Here is a 14,872-nt window from a genome sequence, read left to right on the forward strand (position 1 = left end):
ACGGGCTCTGGCCTTCGCCGGAGCGGCCATGGCGGCCGTCTATGTGCCCGAGGCCGGCCGGCAGGAGCTTCGACTTGCGGAGACGGCCTGTTGGGCCCCTTCCGACCAACGGCTGCCCGAGCGGCTGCCGCTGTCCGGGGAGTCACCCGCCGCCTGCTCCGTCCGCACCGACCGGCCCCTGTGGCTCGATCCCGGCGAGCACGCCTCCTCCGAGGGCGGGCCGCTACCGGGCACGCAGGCGCCGCTCGGCGTCCTGCCCCTCGGGCCGGAGGGGAGACGGCAGGGCTGCCTGGTCGTCGTGGGGACGTCCGCCGACGGCTTCGAGCCCGAGCAACGGCGCTTCCTGGAGCGGTACGCCGACGCGGTCACCCGCATGCTCGTGGCCGACGCCGACGCCCCCGGGCCGTCGGCGGTACTGGAGCCCGCCCTGCGGAGTCTGCGCGTCGGCTCCTTCGTCCTGGTGCCGGACACCGGCCTGATCGAGGCGGACGAAACCCTGCTCGGCCTCGTCGGCATCTCACCGGCCGACTTCGACGGCAAGGCGGACACCCTGCTCGCGCACGCCCTTCCCGAGGACATGCACGCACTGGTGTCGGTCCTGGAACCGGCACCCCAGGCGTTCGGCCGACGGCAGCTGGAGTTCCGGGTCCGCGGTCCCACGGGTGAGATGCGCTGGCTGAGTCTGAGCTGCCGCGTCGTGGCGAGCACCGACGACCGCCCCGAGCAGGTGCTGGGCGTGGTGACGCCGACGTCCGTCCTGCGCCGGAGCGCCGACGACGTCTCCCGCATCCAGTGGCTGACCGCCGCCCTCGACGACGCCACGACGGTCCGTGACGTCAGCCGTGTGGTGGTCACCGCGCTGCGTGAGCCGTTGGGCGCCGACCGGGTGGCGCTCGCCGAGCTGCAGGGCGACCGGCTCATGGTCACCGTGCTCGACCCGCCGCAGCCCGACGCCTGGCCGGAGAGCTGGCGTGCCCAGTGGCGTACGGAATGGCCCGAAGCACCGATCAGCGCCCTGCCCACCCTTCAACTGGCCCTGCGTGACGGGCGTTTGGATCTGTGGCCCGCCGGCACGGCCTTTGAACCCGGACTCGCGGGCATCGGCGGCGGAGGCCTGGCCGTCCTGCCGCTGCCCGCCAGGGGACGCGTCGCCGGCCTGTGCCTGATCGGCTGGGACCGGCCGCACGAGTTCGTCCCCGAGGAGCGGTCCCTGCTGACCGCCACCGCGGCGCTCGTCGGACAGGCCCTCAAGGGCGCGCACGAGCATGACGCCGAGCAGGAACTCGCGACGATGCTGCAGCGCAGCCTGCTGCCCCGGCGCCTGCCCGAACTGCCCGGCGGGACGGCCGTGGCCCGCTATCTGCCCGCCCGGCGAGGCCTTCAGGTGGGCGGCGACTGGTACGACGTCATCGCCCTGTCCGAGGACCGGGTGGCGCTGGTCATCGGCGATGTGCAGGGGCACAGCGCGGGAGCGGCGACCATCATGGGCCAGATGCGTACGGCGGTCAGGGCGTACGCGGTGGAGGGGCACCCGCCCGACGTGGTCGTCGCGCACGCCAACCGCCTCCTCGTCGGCATGGAGACCGATCTCTTCGCCACCTGCTGCTATGCCGAACTGGACCTGGAGCAGGGCAACACCCTGTTCGTGAGGGCCGGGCACCTCGCACCCCTGGTGCGCCACCCCGACGGCAGTACGGAGGAGATAGAGGTCGAGGGCGGGCTCCCCCTGGGCATTATGGAGGAGGCCGAGTTCCCCATGACCGCGGTCGAGCTGACCCCCGGCACGGTGCTCGCCCTGCTCACCGACGGTCTGGTGGAGGCCGCCGACCTGTCCATCGACGAGGGCATGCAGCAGACCCGCACGGCGCTCGCCGCCGCCGATCCGGCCGATCTGGGGCGCATGGCCGACCGGCTGCTCGGTGACGTCGGCCGCCGCGAGGACGACGTGGCGCTGTTGCTGCTGCGCTACGACGGCATGCGGACTCGGCCGATCCGGGCCGGCTGGGTGGTGTGGCGGCTGCCCGACGCCGTCATGCACGCCCGCCGCTTCACCGCGCGCACGCTGCGTCACTGGAAGGCCGAGGACGTCGCCGACGCGGTGATGCTGGTCGTGTCCGAACTGGTCACCAACGCCCTGGTGCACACGCAGGGCGCCGTCCGCCTCGATCTCATGCTGCGCGGGGACCGGGTGCGCGTCTGCGTCAGCGACTCCTCACCGCGCGCGCCCGCCAAGCCGGTGATCGTGGACTGGGAGTCGACCGGCGGCCGGGGGCTGCTGCTGGTCGAGGCGATGTCGGAGAGCTTCGGCTCTATGCCGGTGGCCGGTGGCAAGCAGGTGTGGAGCGAGATCGCCGTACCGCCGCGAGAGCCGGCACCCGCCGAACCCGAGTCCCCTCCGGCCCGGGGGAGCCTGCCGTGAGGGCCCGTGGGTGGCAAGCCGTCGCGGCACTCGTCGCGGCACTCATGATGATGTCCCAGGTCTCCTGCGGCAAAGACGGCAACGCGGGCACGGACAGCTTCGCCGTCGGCCTGCTCCTGCCGAGCCGAACGGTCCCGCGCTGGGAGCACTCCGACAAGCCGCTGATCGAGAAACGGCTCAAGGAGCTGTGCCCGCGCTGCACGATGGAGTACGCCAACGCGGAGGACGACGCCGACAGACAGCGGCAACAGGTGACCTCCATGATCACCAAGGGGGTCAAGGTCCTGATCCTCGATGCCACCGACACCAAGGCCCTGCGCTCCTCGACCCAGGAGGCCCACCGGGCGGGCGTACCGGTCGTCGCGTACGACCGGCTCGCGCAGGGCCCGGTCTCCGGCTACGTCAGTTTCGACGGCGGGCAGGTCGGAAGGCTCCAGGGGCGCGCACTCCTGAAGGCCATGGGGGAGAAGGCGGCCGGTGAGCAGATCGTCATGCTGAACGGCGATCCGACCAGCCCCAACGCGGCCTGGTACAGAAGGGGCGCGATGTCCGTCATCGCGGGCAAGGTGAAGATCGGCAGGTCGTACGACACGCAGGGCTGGAGCGCGGACAACGCCCACGCCGACATGTCCGCCGCCATCGCGGCCCTGGGCCCCGACCGGATCGGCGGGGTCCTGGCGGCCAACGACGAGATAGCCGGGGGAGCCATCTCGGCTCTCAAGCGCGCGGGCGTCAGGCAGCTTCCCCCGGTCACCGGTCAGGACGCCGACCTCGACGCCGTACAGCGCATCGTCGCGGGAGAGCAGTACATGACGGTGTACAAGCGGTTCGGGACGGAGGCCGCGGCGGCCGCGGCCATGGCCGTCACGCTGGGCCGCGGCGACGATCTCGGGAAGGTCGCCGAGACGACGACCGACAGCCCCACCACCCGGGACATCCCGTCGATCCTGCTCACCCCGAGCGCCGTGACGGTCCGGGACGTCAGGCGGATCCTCGTCGACGGCGGCGTGTACACGGTCGACGAGATCTGCACCCGGGAGTACCGGCACGCCTGTGAGAAGGCCGGGCTCGCGCCGTAGCGACAGCGCCGCTGCTGGATCTTGTCCATGAGGGTGCGGCGGCTCGCGTGCGCGCCGGGGCCCGCTTCGGACTGCCGCTCCTGACCCGTCGGCTCACGGCTCACATCTCATGGCTCACCGGTGTCGGGGTCGGACCTCGTCGCAGATTCCCTGCGGCAGTCATGGAGCCGTCCGCGCTCGACCGATTCGCGGGGCCACATGGATCTTGGGGCCCGGCCCGGCGCCGGGCGGGCGTTCGCCGGCGAGTACGGGGCCGACCTCGTCGAGGCTCACGGTGGCGGCGACAAGCGGTCGCGGATCGACGAGGCCCTCCGCATAGGCCCGGATGGTGGCATCGAGCCCGGGGGAGGCGGACAGGACGCCCACCGCGGTCACGTCCTTGAGGGCGAGCGTGCGGGTGTCGATCCGGCTGGGATCGCCGGCCAGCCCGATGTACACGAGCCGACCGCCCGGTTCGACCAACTCCAGGGCGAGGTCCGGCAGATGGGCGGCGTTCGAGGCGTCGACGACCGCGTCGAAGGGCAGATCGGGAACCGAGCCCTCCGGCCACACGTGGCTGAAGCCGAGACCGCGGACGAACGTCGGGGAGTCGCCGGTGCGGCCCATCAGGTGGACCTCCGCACCGGCGGCCCGCAGGAACATCGCGACCAGCAGCCCGATCGTCCCCGGCCCGAGTACCAGCACCCGGTCGCCGGAGCCTGCCGCCGTGGCGCGTGCGGCCCGCAGGGCGTTGCCGCCCGGCTCCACCAGGGCACCGAGTGAGGCGTCCACCGCATCGGGCAGGTTGTGCAACGAGGAGACCGGGACGGCCAGTTGCTCGGCCAGAGCGCCGGGCCGGTCTCCCCGTACGCCGACCTCCTGCCGTTTGTCGCACACATGCTGACGGCCGCGCCGGCAGCGGCGGCAGTCGCCGCAGCCGAGCATCGTGTCGCCCATGACACGGCGGCCGATCCACGCGGGGTCGACACCGGCACCGACCGCCGCCACGCGTCCGGCCCACTCGTGGCCCAGGCGCATCGGGTAGGCGGCGTGACCGTGGTGGAGATACGCCATCGCGCCGGTGAAGAACTCGACGTCGGTTCCGCAGACGCCGACCCGCTCGACGTCCACGACGGCTTCGCCGGGGCCGGCCGTCGGCGCCGGCACGTCCTGGACCGCGTACGCACGGGGGCCGGTCAGCACGAAGGCACGCATCGTGCGAGGACTCACCGGGGTCCGAGCACGTGCTGGCGCTGTGAGCCGAGGTGCCTGATGCCCAGTTCCATCACGTCGCCCGGCTGGAGATACACGGGCGGGGTGAGGCCCATGCCGACGCCGGGCGGAGTGCCCGTGTTGATCAGGTCGCCGGGCTCCAGGACGAGGAACTGGCTGAGGTGGTGCACGATGACGTACGGGTCGAAGACCATCGTCTTGGTGCTGCCGGTCTGCCGGCGGACCCCGTTGACGTCCAGCCACATGTCCAGTGCGAGGACGTCGTCGATCTCGTCGGCGGTGGCGAGCCAGGGACCGGCGGGGTTGAAGGTCTCGGCCGACTTGCCCTTTGCCCACTGGCCGCCGCGCTCCAGCTGGAAGGCGCGCTCGCTGACGTCGTTGACGACGACGTACCCGGCGATGGCGTCGCGGGCCTCCTCCACCGAATCGAGGTAGCCGGTACGCCTGCCGATCACGATGCCGAGCTCCACCTCCCAGTCGGTCTTCGTGGAGCCGCGAGGAATGCGCACGTCGTCGTACGGGCCGACCAGGGTGTTGGGTGACTTGGTGAACAGGATCGGCTCGTCGGGCACGGCCATGCCGCTCTCGGCCGCGTGGTCACGGTAGTTGAGCCCGATGCACAGGATCTGGTGGGGGCGGGCGATCGGGGCGCCGACGCGCTCTCCGGCGAAGCGGGACACCTGTCCCGCCGCCACCCGCTCGGCCACGACGGGGCGGACGCGGTCGATGCCGCCCGACCCGAAGAACGCCTCGTCGAAGTCCGTGACGACATCGGAGAGGTCGACGTAGGTCTCGTCGTCGATACGGGCAACGGGCTTCTCGGCGCCGGGCGCGCCCATACGCATGAGGTACACGAGGTCTGTCTCCAGGGTCGGATCGATGGGGGGCGGACGGGTCTTCAGCGGTGCGGCTCGCCGAGCGGGCCGAGGAGGCCGCGGATCTCGGCGAGCGCGTCGACCAGGGTCGCCAAGGGTGTCCGGTAGGCCAGCGCGCTGACACTCACGGCCCCGGAGGGCGTCGTCGGCGAGGTCAAGTACACAGGCAGGGCAAGGCAGTTGACCCCGGTCTCGTTCTCCTGGGCGTCGACGCCGTAGCCCCGCTCGCGGGTGGCCCCCAGCTCACGGTGCAGGTCGGCGGCCGTGCACAGGGTGCCTGGCGTGCGACGCTCCGGAGGGCGGTCGCCGATCCACGCCGCGACCTCGTCCGGCGAGCCCAACTGCCGTGCGAGCAGCAGCTTTCCGACCGCGGTGGCGTGGGCGGGGTTGCGCCCGCCGATCGCCGAGGTCAGACGGACGGCACCGGTGGGCGGATCGACCTTGGCGCGGTAGACGACCTCACGGCCGTCGAGAACCGCGTAGTGCGCGGTCTCGCCGAACCGGTGCGCCAGAGCCTCAAGCACCGGGCGGACGCGGACGTGATCGGGCCGGACCTCGTGATGGGCGAAGGCCATACGCAGGAACTCGTCCCCCAGGACATAGCGGCCGCGGGTGTCCTGGGCGGCCAGGCCGGCCCGGCGCAGGGCGCCCAGCGCCCGGTGCACGGTCGGCTTCGGACTGCCGATCACGCGGGTCAGCTCCTCCAGCCCCACCCCGTCCGCATATCGCGCGAGCTCTTTGAGGACCGCGAGCACCCGGTCCGAGCCCACGAGCCGGCCGCTGTCGGCGCCCGGGCCGCCGGCCTCGCCGGGGGCTGTCGATCCGTCGTACGTCTGCGTATGCTCCATGGTGTTCCAAACTGTAGACCGCTGTACCGATTGCTGGAAGGAACTCCATGGTTCGGCTCCGCAGCGCGCAGTGGTACGAGGGCCAGGACCGCAACGCCTACATCCACCGGGCGTGGATGCGGCGGGGCGTGCCGGACGACGCCTTCACCGGCCGGCCGCAGATCGCCATCGCCAACACCGCGTCGGATCTGACCCCGTGCAACGCGCACCTGAACGAGGTCGCGGCCTCGGTGCGTGACGGTGTGCACGAGGCGGGCGGGGTCCCGCTGGACCTGCCCGTGGTGTCGCTGGGCGAGACGCAGGTGCGGCCCACGGCCATGCTCTGGCGCAACATGGCCGCGATGGCCACGGAGGAGATGCTGCGGGCCAACCCCATCGACGGCGTAGTCCTGTTGGGCGGCTGCGACAAGACCATCCCCTCGCTGCTCATGGCTGCTGCCTCTGTGGATCTGCCCGCGGTTGTCGTGCCCGGCGGACCGATGCTCACCGGGACCTTCCGCGGTACGCCGCTGGGCTGCGGCACCGACGTGTGGCGGCTGTCGGAGGAGGTCCGGGCCGGCACGCTCTCCCAGGAGCAGTTCACCCGGTCCGAGTCGGCGATGATCCGCAGCCGCGGGCACTGCAACACCATGGGCACCGCCTCGACGATGGCGCTGGTCGCGGAGGCCCTGGGCACGGTCCTGCCCGGCACGGCCGGAACTCCCGCCCCCGACAGCAGACTTCTCCAGGCCGCGCACCTCACCGGCCGGCTGGCCGTGGAGATGGTGGGCGCCGACCGGCGGCCGGGCGCGTTCCTGACCGAGGCGTCCTTCCACAACGCGATCGTGGCGCTGGCCGCCGTCGGCGGTTCGACCAACGCGGTCGTCCACCTCCTGGCCATCGCGGGCCGACTGGGCATCGACCTGACCCTCGACGACTTCGACCGCATCGGCTCCCGCGTTCCCGTCCTGGTGGACCTCCAGCCGGCCGGCCGCTTCCTCATGGAGGACCTCCACCGCGCCGGCGGTCTCCTCGCCGTCCTGCGCGAGGTGCGCGACCTGCTCGATCCCGGCGCGCTGACCGTCACCGGCGAGCCCCTCGTCAGCTACCTCGACGACGCGCCGATCTGGGACGGCGAGGTCATCCGCACCCGTGCCGAACCGCTGGTCGCCGAAGGCGGCATCGCCGTACTCCGCGGCAACCTCGCACCGGACGGGGCACTGATCAAGCCGGCCGCTGCCTCCCCGCACCTGCTGCGCCACCGCGGCCGCGCCCTCGTCTTCGACAGCATCGAGGACTTCCACGCCCGTATCGACGACCCCGGACTCGACGTCGACGCGGACTCCGTCCTCGTCCTGCGCGGCTGCGGACCCAAGGGCTACCCGGGCATGCCCGAGGTGTCGAACATGCCTCTGCCGAAGAAGCTGCTCGAACAGGGTGTCCGTGACATGGTGCGCGTCTGCGACGGCCGGATGAGCGGCACGGCGTACGGCACGGTCGTCCTGCACGTGGCACCGGAGGCCGCGGCGGGCGGCCCACTCGGCCTGGTGCGGACCGGGGACCTGATCACACTGGATGTCGAAGCCCGCCGTATCGACCTCGACGTACCCGCCGACGAACTCGCCCGCAGAACCCCGGACAAGGCCACCGTCACCGGCTTCGCGAACCCCCGCCGCGGCTGGGAACGCCTCTACGTCGACCACGTCCTCCAGGCCGATTCGGGCGCCGACCTGGACTTCCTGGTCGGCTCCAGCGGCTTTGAAGTGAGCCGGGAGTCGCACTGAGAGCGACGGACTCCACCGTCCGAAACCCGGGTGGCGTCGGCGCGCCGCGCGGGTACAGTCGGGCAATGCCCGATCTCCAGCTGCTGCACGCCGGTCACGCTCCGGCGGTCCTGGCCTTCGAGCTGGCGAACCGCTCCTACTTCGCCGCCGCGGTCTCCGACCGGGGCGAGGAGTTCTTCGAGCAATTCACCGACCGCCACAGCGCGTTGCTGGCTCGGCAGGAGGCCGGCACCTGCGCCTTCTACGTGCTCGTGACCGAGGACGGCTCGGTTCTGGGGCGGTTCAACCTGTACGAGTTCGACGACGGCACCGCCGAACTCGGCTACCGGGTCGCCGAGCACGTCACCGGCCGCGGCGTGGCGACCGCAGCCGTCAGCGAGCTGTGCCGGTTGGCCGCGACACGGCACGGGCTGCGCACCTTGCGGGCGGCCGCCTCCCACGACAACGCCGCATCCCAAAGGGTGCTGGTCAAGGCCGGGTTCGTCCCGGTCGGCCCGGCCGGTCCGACCGACCTCGGCGGCAAGTCGGGCACTTGGTACGAGCGCGACCTGGTGCACGGGTCGTAAAGCGTCTCCCGGGACAGCGGGGGCGAAGGCTCTCACTCCGTGCTGCACACCGTCCGCGGTGCCGACGGCCTGGAGGGCTGGGCCTTCTGGACGAGCTGCACACCTTTGAGGAGCCCGTCGATGCCGGGGTCCTCGTGCGCGGCGACCCTGGAGATGGTCAGCAGGGCGGCCTCGTAGAAGGCGTCCCGCACGGCGGGCGGCATGACGTCCGAGGCGTCCAGACAGCGGGGGCCGTCACCGTTGAGCCGCTCGACGATCTCGCGTTCGACCGCGTCGTTCCCTGGCCGCACCTGGCGATTCGCCGAGAAGACGGCCGCGGTGTGGGCCCATTTCTGCTGGCCCTCCTTGGAGGCGAGCCGTTCGATCAGTTTCCTGGCCTGAGCGCTGTCGGTGAACAGCGCGGCGAAGTCGCCGGTCACCTCATGGGCGCGGGCCCGGTCCGGGCCGCCGGGCAGCAGCGGCGCCGAGTCCACCAGGTCCGCGCGCTTCGCGTACGTCTTCCCGTAGAAGGAGGTGGCGAAGGAGCCCTGGTGTTCCAGAGTGCATCCGTGCCGGCCGTCGAAGAGCAGGCCGTGGTGGTCGGGGTCACCGCGATGGTCGGTGAGCAGGGCCTGCTTGGCCAGGCCTGTGTCCTGCTGGAGCAGACGGGCCCACGCCTGCCAGGCGTCGCGCACCGGTGCACTGTTCCACCACGCCCCCGGCTTGCCGAGCGCCCACTTCTGGTAGACACCCGGCCCCGACCGTTGCAGCACCAGATCCTCGATCCAGTCGGTGCCGGGCCAGCCGGAGGCGCCGTCGTCACGCATACCGATGCACCAACTCCGCAGCGGCGCGGATGAGGTGGTGGGCCTGTGTCCCTTGCGATACCAGACGATGCTCTTCAGGTCCGCCTTGACCGGCACCCAGAACACGTGCTTGGAGCCCTCTCCGGTCTGCTTCCAGGGGGAGCCGTACTCCTGCGGGTGGTAGAGCCGGTCCAGCGGCTTGAGGTGCTTCTGGTCGGCGTACTCGGCGAGTTCGCCGAGGCCCGGCATGATCACGATGTCCGGCGGCTCTCCCGACTGCACCTTGGAGAGCAGCACCTCACGCTGCGCCGCGGTGCCCTGATAGTGGAAGGGGATGCCGAAGCCGCGCAGCACCTCCTTGAAGTCCTTTTCCTGGCCGGCGGTCCACGTGCCGAGGATGGTGACCGGCTTGTCGTCGTTCTGCCGCGCCCAGACGACCACCATCCCGGCGGCGGCGATCAGCAGCATCACCACGAGGAAGACCAGCATCTTGAACCGCCGGGTCACCGTCGCCTCCAGTAGTCGCTGTCGAGCCGGAGAACGAGCCCCGACGCGGGCAGGGCGATGAGCAGCAGACCGCCGATCAGGGTGCCCCGGTACACCCTGTCGGTCCAGGCGCCGTCGTCCAGTTCCCGCCGGACCTCCTCGGACGTCTCCGTGACCTGCCGCTGAGTGCCGGGCAACGTGGCGTGGCAGCAGCGCTGCTGGGACATGTCGGTGATCTTCCGCAGGCCCTTGATCGCGCCGTCGAGATCGCTCTCGATGGAGGACGTCGTCATCAGCGGGACCACCGCGAGCAGCACGGTGATGACGAGGGCCGCCAGCAGATACGGGTTCCAGTCACGGCCGCAACGGTCGCGCAGCACGAACAGTGCCGAGAACAGAGTCAACGCCAGGGCCGCGAGGGCGAGTTCGGCGAGCCACCAGCCCGCGCGCTGCCACGCCCCCAGGGAGGCGGTGGCTTCGGCGTGCGTCATCTGGATCCGCTGCAGTGAGCTCAGACGGGGCGCGAGGCCCACATCCTTGCGGGTGAGCAGCGACGTCGCCTCGTCGAACTTCTGCTGCTGCATGAGCTGCTGGTCGCGGCCCATGGACATGCCGAGGTCGAGCGAGTTGCCGTAGGTGGCGAGCAGTCCGTTGACGGTGCCCAGGTCCTGGTCCGTCCGGTCGGCGATGCGGGACAACCCCTGGTCCGCGGCGGACAGTTGGGAGCGGTAGGACTCGCCCGAGCCGGCGACGTCGACGAGGTGGTTCGCCACCAGGACGCGGACCTCCCAGTCGGCACGCAGCGCCGCGAGCCGGGCCGCGGCGAGCCCCTGCACGGCCGGCGCCTCCCGGGACGAGAGAGCCTCCACGCCACGCTGGGTCTGCCGGTAGCAGCCGAGCAGCGCGATCGCCGCCACGATCGCGCACGACGTCAGGACGAGCAGATGCACCTCCAGCAGCCGGCGGGTCCGCCAGGGGGCCAGCCGCCTGCGCCAGAAGGCGGCAGGGGAGCTGCGGCGCAAGAAGGCGACGGGCGCGGTCTTCACAGCAGCTTCTCCCCGCAGGCGATGCAGTAACGGGCCTCGCTCCCGGCCACGGTGCCGCAGCCGCCGCAGCGTGGACCCGGCCGCGCGTTGACGGCCTCGGTCAGCAGCCCGCCGGGACGGGACCCGGCGCGCAGGATCATCGGGCCCAGCGTGCCGGCGTCGACCGCGGTGCGCAGCCGGACCCGCCCGGCTGCCGCGTCCTCGATGTCGGCGACCGCGTGGATCTCGGCCAGCACCCAGTCCGTGCCGAACTCCGCCGCCAGACGTGCCGCCTGCCCCAGACACTCCTCGGCCCTGTCCCGTCGGTGGTCCTGGAGAGCGACGAGCCCCTGGCGCAGAGCACTGCGCATCCGTCCGGTGGCGTTCAGGTCGCGCACACTGTCGGCGCCCGCCGGGGCGTGCGGCGGGGGCTGCGCGGGACGGTGCCAGCGGGCGATGACGGGCGCATGCACCTCGCCGACGGAGACCATGGCGAACTGCAGCTCGGTCTCCAGCGGATCGGCGTCGGCGTCGGCCACGAGCGTGAGCAGGTAGTCGCGTCTGCCCTGCTCCCACTGGTAGGTCGGGAAGCTCCAGCGGTGCGGCCGGCCGGGCTGGGGCAGCCCGCCGAGACGGTGCGGCCGGGGCACCTTCTCACTGAGCGAGACCTGGCGCACCGACGGCCTCACGGTCACCTCGATCGGCAGTTGAGGAGTGTGCACCCGGCGCAGGCGCTTGATGGCCGCGGTGACCTTCCGGGCCAGGCCGTCCTCCACGAACTCGGCGGTGCCGTGCAGCCGTTCGGCGAGGGTCAGCAGGGGGTCCGGGGCCCACTCCGCGCCCACCGCCAGCACATCGCAGGTGAACTGCCCGGCACAGGCGTCCAGTTCCTCCTCCAGCCGGGTCTCGCCCGGAGCGCTGCTGCCGTCCGTGATCAGCACCAGATGGCGTACGGACAGCGGTCGGCCGACGAGCAGGGCGCGTGACCTGGCCGCCCAGGCGGCGTACCCGGCGGGACGCGGGCCGTCCCCGTGCAGCGGGAGCGAGCCGACGGCGAAGGCGGCCCGCCGCCTCTCGCGCTGGTCGGCGACGGCCCACTCGTCGTCGCCCCGCGGATAGCACCGCACCGGCTCGGGGCCGCTGCCGAGCACCGTGAAGGAGATGCCGTCGGGCAGGGCACGCAACGCGGCCGGCAGGGCCCGTCGGACGGCCTCCCGGTGGGGCTGGGCGACGTCCACCGCGATGATCACGGCGAGTTCGACCGCGGGCAGGTCGGTGGGGGCTCCGTCGGCGGACACGTCGACCCGCAGATGGGCCTCGATCTTCACGCTGCGGTGCGGGCGCAGATCGCCGTCGAGATCGACGTGCAGCTGGATGCCCGGCTGCTGCGGCCGGGTGTGGCTGCTCATTCGTACCTCACCGCTCCTTCCCCTTCGTCGCCGTCCGGACCGCGTGGGGGCGCCGTTCCGGTCCGTGGTTGCCGTGCGGTCAGAACCTGGTCTGGGGGCGTACCGCGTGCAGGAGGTCCACGAGGTGGTCGTGGACGGTGACCGACTCCCGGTGGCGTGCGGCCAGTTGGCGGTAGTGCCACTCCACCTGTCTGCGCAACTCGCGCTCCGGCGGGCTCAGGCGTCTGAGGCGGCGGGCGTCGAGCCGTCCGGCACCCGCTCCCTGTGAACCGGGCCGGTCGCTGCGGGAATGCAGCGCGTCCAGTTTCCATTCGTGCATTTCGGTGCTCAGGCGCAGCGCCTCGTCCTCGGACAGGCTCGGCTCGCCCGCTCCCGGCCGCTGGCCCACAAGCCGGCGCAGTTCGGTCAGGGCCGCGTCGACCTCGGCGGGTGCCGGCAGCGGATCGCCGTCCCCGGGCAGCCGGGCCGCGCGGATGCGTAAGGAGGCGATCCGGGCGACGGTGTGGTCCAGGGTGCCGGGGCGGACCCGGCCCAGTACGTCGAGGGCCGCCCGGCGGTCGCCCGCACGCAGCGCAAGCCGGGCCAGGCCGAGGGCGGCGCCGCCGTGCGCGGGGTTGCGGGCGAACACCGCCTCGTACAGTTCCTTCGCGGTGGGCCCGGCCGCGTCGTCGCCGAGTCGCTCCCCGCAGTAGGCGAGGGCCAGCTTGGGCGCGTACTCGCCGGGGAGTTCGAGGTGGACCTTCGCGAAGTGGTTCCTGGCCTCGGCGACCTGGCGCGGAACCTCCTCCAGGCCGGCGCTGCGCAGTGCGAGCAGCGCGCGGTGCCATTCGAGCCGCCATCGGCGCACCGCGGACGGCCCCGGGATGGAGTCCGCGGTGTCGAGTTCCTCCTGGGCCAGCGCCAGGTCCTCCAGCGTGTTGCGGCGCAGCAGGACGCGTACGTTGTGCAGGCAGATCTCCACCGACTGCGGCTTCTCGTGCTCCTGGTCGAGGAGTTGGCCCGGGTCATAGCCGCTGCTCACCTCGAACCGCGCGGTCTGCGGATCGCCCGGATAGCGCCTCGGTACGGGCAGACAGCGGGCGATCTCCGTGGGCGTGGGCGCACCGAGGTCGAGGGCGGGGGCCTCGGGCGGCCAGTACCGGTCGCGGCGTGGGCGGTCCAGCCAGTGCTCGATTCCCGGCACCGTGCCGAGCCGGGCGCCGAGCAGCTGCGGGGACGGCCGGAAGTAGTCGGAGGGCTCGGGCGGGTCGCTCTTGCCGCGCAGGGCGCGGATCTCCCGCAGCGCGCCGCGCAGTTGGCCGGCCATCTCCCGGGCGTCGGCGAAGCGCAGTCCCGGATCACCGCGGGTGGCTCGCTCGACGACCCACCAGAAGGAGGCGGTGCCGAGGCCGGGCACCTCGTCGACGGCCCAGCGGGCGAGTTCCCGCAGGGTGACACCGACGGTGTGCAGGTCGTGGGCGACGGTGGGTACGGCCGCGGACCCCGTCTCGGGTGCCATGTACTCGGGAGTGACATGGGCGGGGGGCTGGGGCCGGCTCTCGTCCTGCTCGCGCATGCCGCCGAGGTCGATGACCTTGACGCCGTCCCCGTGGTGCACGACGTTCGACGGCTTCATGTCCCCGTAGACGAAGACGCGTTCGCCACCGGCGTGCAGATGGACGATAGCCTCCAGGATCTGGCAGCCGTACGCGGCGACGTGCTCGATGTCGAGCACCGACTCACCCCGCCGGGTCTCCTCGACGACCCTCTCCAGGGTGCCGTCGCCGACGTCGTCCATGACGATGTAGCCGCCGGTGACCTGACCGGTCCGGTCGCTGCGCGCGACGAAGTCGCGGATCTGGACGATGCGCGGGTGGCGGATGGCGACGAGGTTGCGGCGTTCGACGTCGGCGAGCCGGGCGCCGTCGTGTTCGTAACGGTTGAGCAGTCCCTTGACGGCGACGACGTCACCGAGATGGGTGTCCTCGGCGAGGTACACCCAGCCCTGGCCGCCGTGCGCGATGGGCCCCATGATTCGGTACTGGTCGCGCAGCAGCCCGCCCTCGGTCAGCTCCGGCTTGTACGAGTAGCGCGCGCCGCAGGCGGGGCAGAACCCCTCCGTCGGCACCTGTCCCTCGGTGTAGGGCGGGGCGAACGTGATGCCGCATTCGGCGGCCGAGCAGCCCATGCGGATACGCAGCGGTGCCTCGGGCCGGATGAGGCGTTCGTGCGCGGGGCGTGGCGCGCGCTCGGGCAGGGCGAGGAGGTCGTGTGGGCCGAAGTCCCGTGGGTCGTGGGGCAGTACGGGCAGCCCGGGACCGCTTTCCGCGCGGCCGCACTCGGCGCAGTGGCCGGTGGGCAGCACGGTGCCGCCGCAGGGGGCTCCGGTGAAGCGCCGGTGCGGACAGGCCGTCATCCTCTCGTCG

11 protein-coding genes are annotated in these 14,872 nt (G+C 72.2%); 4 read left to right on the plus strand and 7 right to left on the minus strand.

The window, feature by feature from the left end; genetic code table 11:
- Window positions 1-28: 28 nt before the first annotated feature.
- Together OG870_RS42800 and OG870_RS42805 are read left to right on the plus strand one after the other, a co-directional pair.
- Window positions 29-2,419, plus strand: coding sequence for a SpoIIE family protein phosphatase (locus tag OG870_RS42800; RefSeq protein ID WP_405662784.1), 2,391 nt, complete (start codon window positions 29-31; stop codon window positions 2,417-2,419).
- On the plus strand, window positions 2,416-3,498 hold the full coding sequence (locus tag OG870_RS42805) for a sugar ABC transporter substrate-binding protein (protein ID WP_405623380.1): 1,083 nt from the start codon (window positions 2,416-2,418) through the stop codon (window positions 3,496-3,498). The genes OG870_RS42800 and OG870_RS42805 overlap by 4 nt, the downstream gene beginning before the upstream one ends.
- A gap of 159 nt (window positions 3,499-3,657) precedes the next feature.
- On the opposite strand, the gene OG870_RS42810 is transcribed toward OG870_RS42805, so the two are convergent.
- The 3 genes from OG870_RS42810 to OG870_RS42820 are packed head-to-tail and all read right to left on the minus strand — an operon-like array spanning window position 3,658 to window position 6,433.
- Window positions 3,658-4,692, minus strand: a complete 1,035-nt coding sequence (locus OG870_RS42810) for a zinc-dependent alcohol dehydrogenase (protein ID WP_266527642.1) — start codon at window positions 4,690-4,692, stop codon at window positions 3,658-3,660.
- Between the two features lie 11 nt (window positions 4,693-4,703).
- Window positions 4,704-5,564, minus strand: a complete 861-nt coding sequence (locus OG870_RS42815; protein WP_266587186.1) for a fumarylacetoacetate hydrolase family protein — start codon at window positions 5,562-5,564, stop codon at window positions 4,704-4,706.
- A 44-nt stretch (window positions 5,565-5,608) separates the two neighbouring features.
- Window positions 5,609-6,433 carry an IclR family transcriptional regulator gene (locus tag OG870_RS42820; protein WP_266526469.1) on the minus strand — a complete coding sequence of 275 codons (825 nt, stop codon included), beginning with the start codon at window positions 6,431-6,433 and terminating at the stop codon, window positions 5,609-5,611.
- A 47-nt stretch (window positions 6,434-6,480) separates the two neighbouring features.
- On the opposite strand from OG870_RS42820, the gene OG870_RS42825 reads away from it, so the two are divergent.
- Entirely contained in the window at window positions 6,481-8,196 is a 1,716-nt protein-coding gene (locus OG870_RS42825) for an IlvD/Edd family dehydratase (RefSeq protein ID WP_266841782.1), read from the plus strand.
- Window positions 8,197-8,261: 65 nt separating this feature from the next.
- Complete coding sequence (locus OG870_RS42830; protein ID WP_266526465.1) at window positions 8,262-8,762, plus strand: GNAT family N-acetyltransferase; 501 nt, start codon at window positions 8,262-8,264, stop codon at window positions 8,760-8,762.
- Between the two features lie 32 nt (window positions 8,763-8,794).
- Here OG870_RS42830 and OG870_RS42835 read toward each other — a convergent pair whose 3' ends face one another.
- From OG870_RS42835 to OG870_RS42850, 4 genes are all read right to left on the minus strand, one after another.
- Complete coding sequence (locus tag OG870_RS42835) at window positions 8,795-10,054, minus strand: ABC transporter substrate-binding protein (RefSeq protein ID WP_266587190.1); 1,260 nt, start codon at window positions 10,052-10,054, stop codon at window positions 8,795-8,797.
- Window positions 10,051-11,079 carry a hypothetical protein gene (locus tag OG870_RS42840; RefSeq protein ID WP_266587192.1) on the minus strand — a complete coding sequence of 343 codons (1,029 nt, stop codon included), beginning with the start codon at window positions 11,077-11,079 and terminating at the stop codon, window positions 10,051-10,053. The genes OG870_RS42835 and OG870_RS42840 overlap by 4 nt, the downstream gene beginning before the upstream one ends.
- Window positions 11,076-12,467, minus strand: coding sequence for a vWA domain-containing protein (locus OG870_RS42845; RefSeq protein WP_266841785.1), 1,392 nt, complete (start codon window positions 12,465-12,467; stop codon window positions 11,076-11,078). Before OG870_RS42845 ends, OG870_RS42840 begins: the two co-directional genes overlap by 4 nt.
- A 79-nt stretch (window positions 12,468-12,546) precedes the next feature.
- A complete protein-coding gene (locus tag OG870_RS42850) occupies window positions 12,547-14,862 on the minus strand; it encodes a tetratricopeptide repeat protein (protein WP_266841787.1) in 2,316 nt (771 codons plus the stop codon).
- Between the last annotated feature and the right edge of the window lie 10 nt (window positions 14,863-14,872).

Source organism: Streptomyces sp. NBC_00461, assembly GCF_036013935.1.
Taxonomy (GTDB): domain Bacteria; phylum Actinomycetota; class Actinomycetes; order Streptomycetales; family Streptomycetaceae; genus Streptomyces.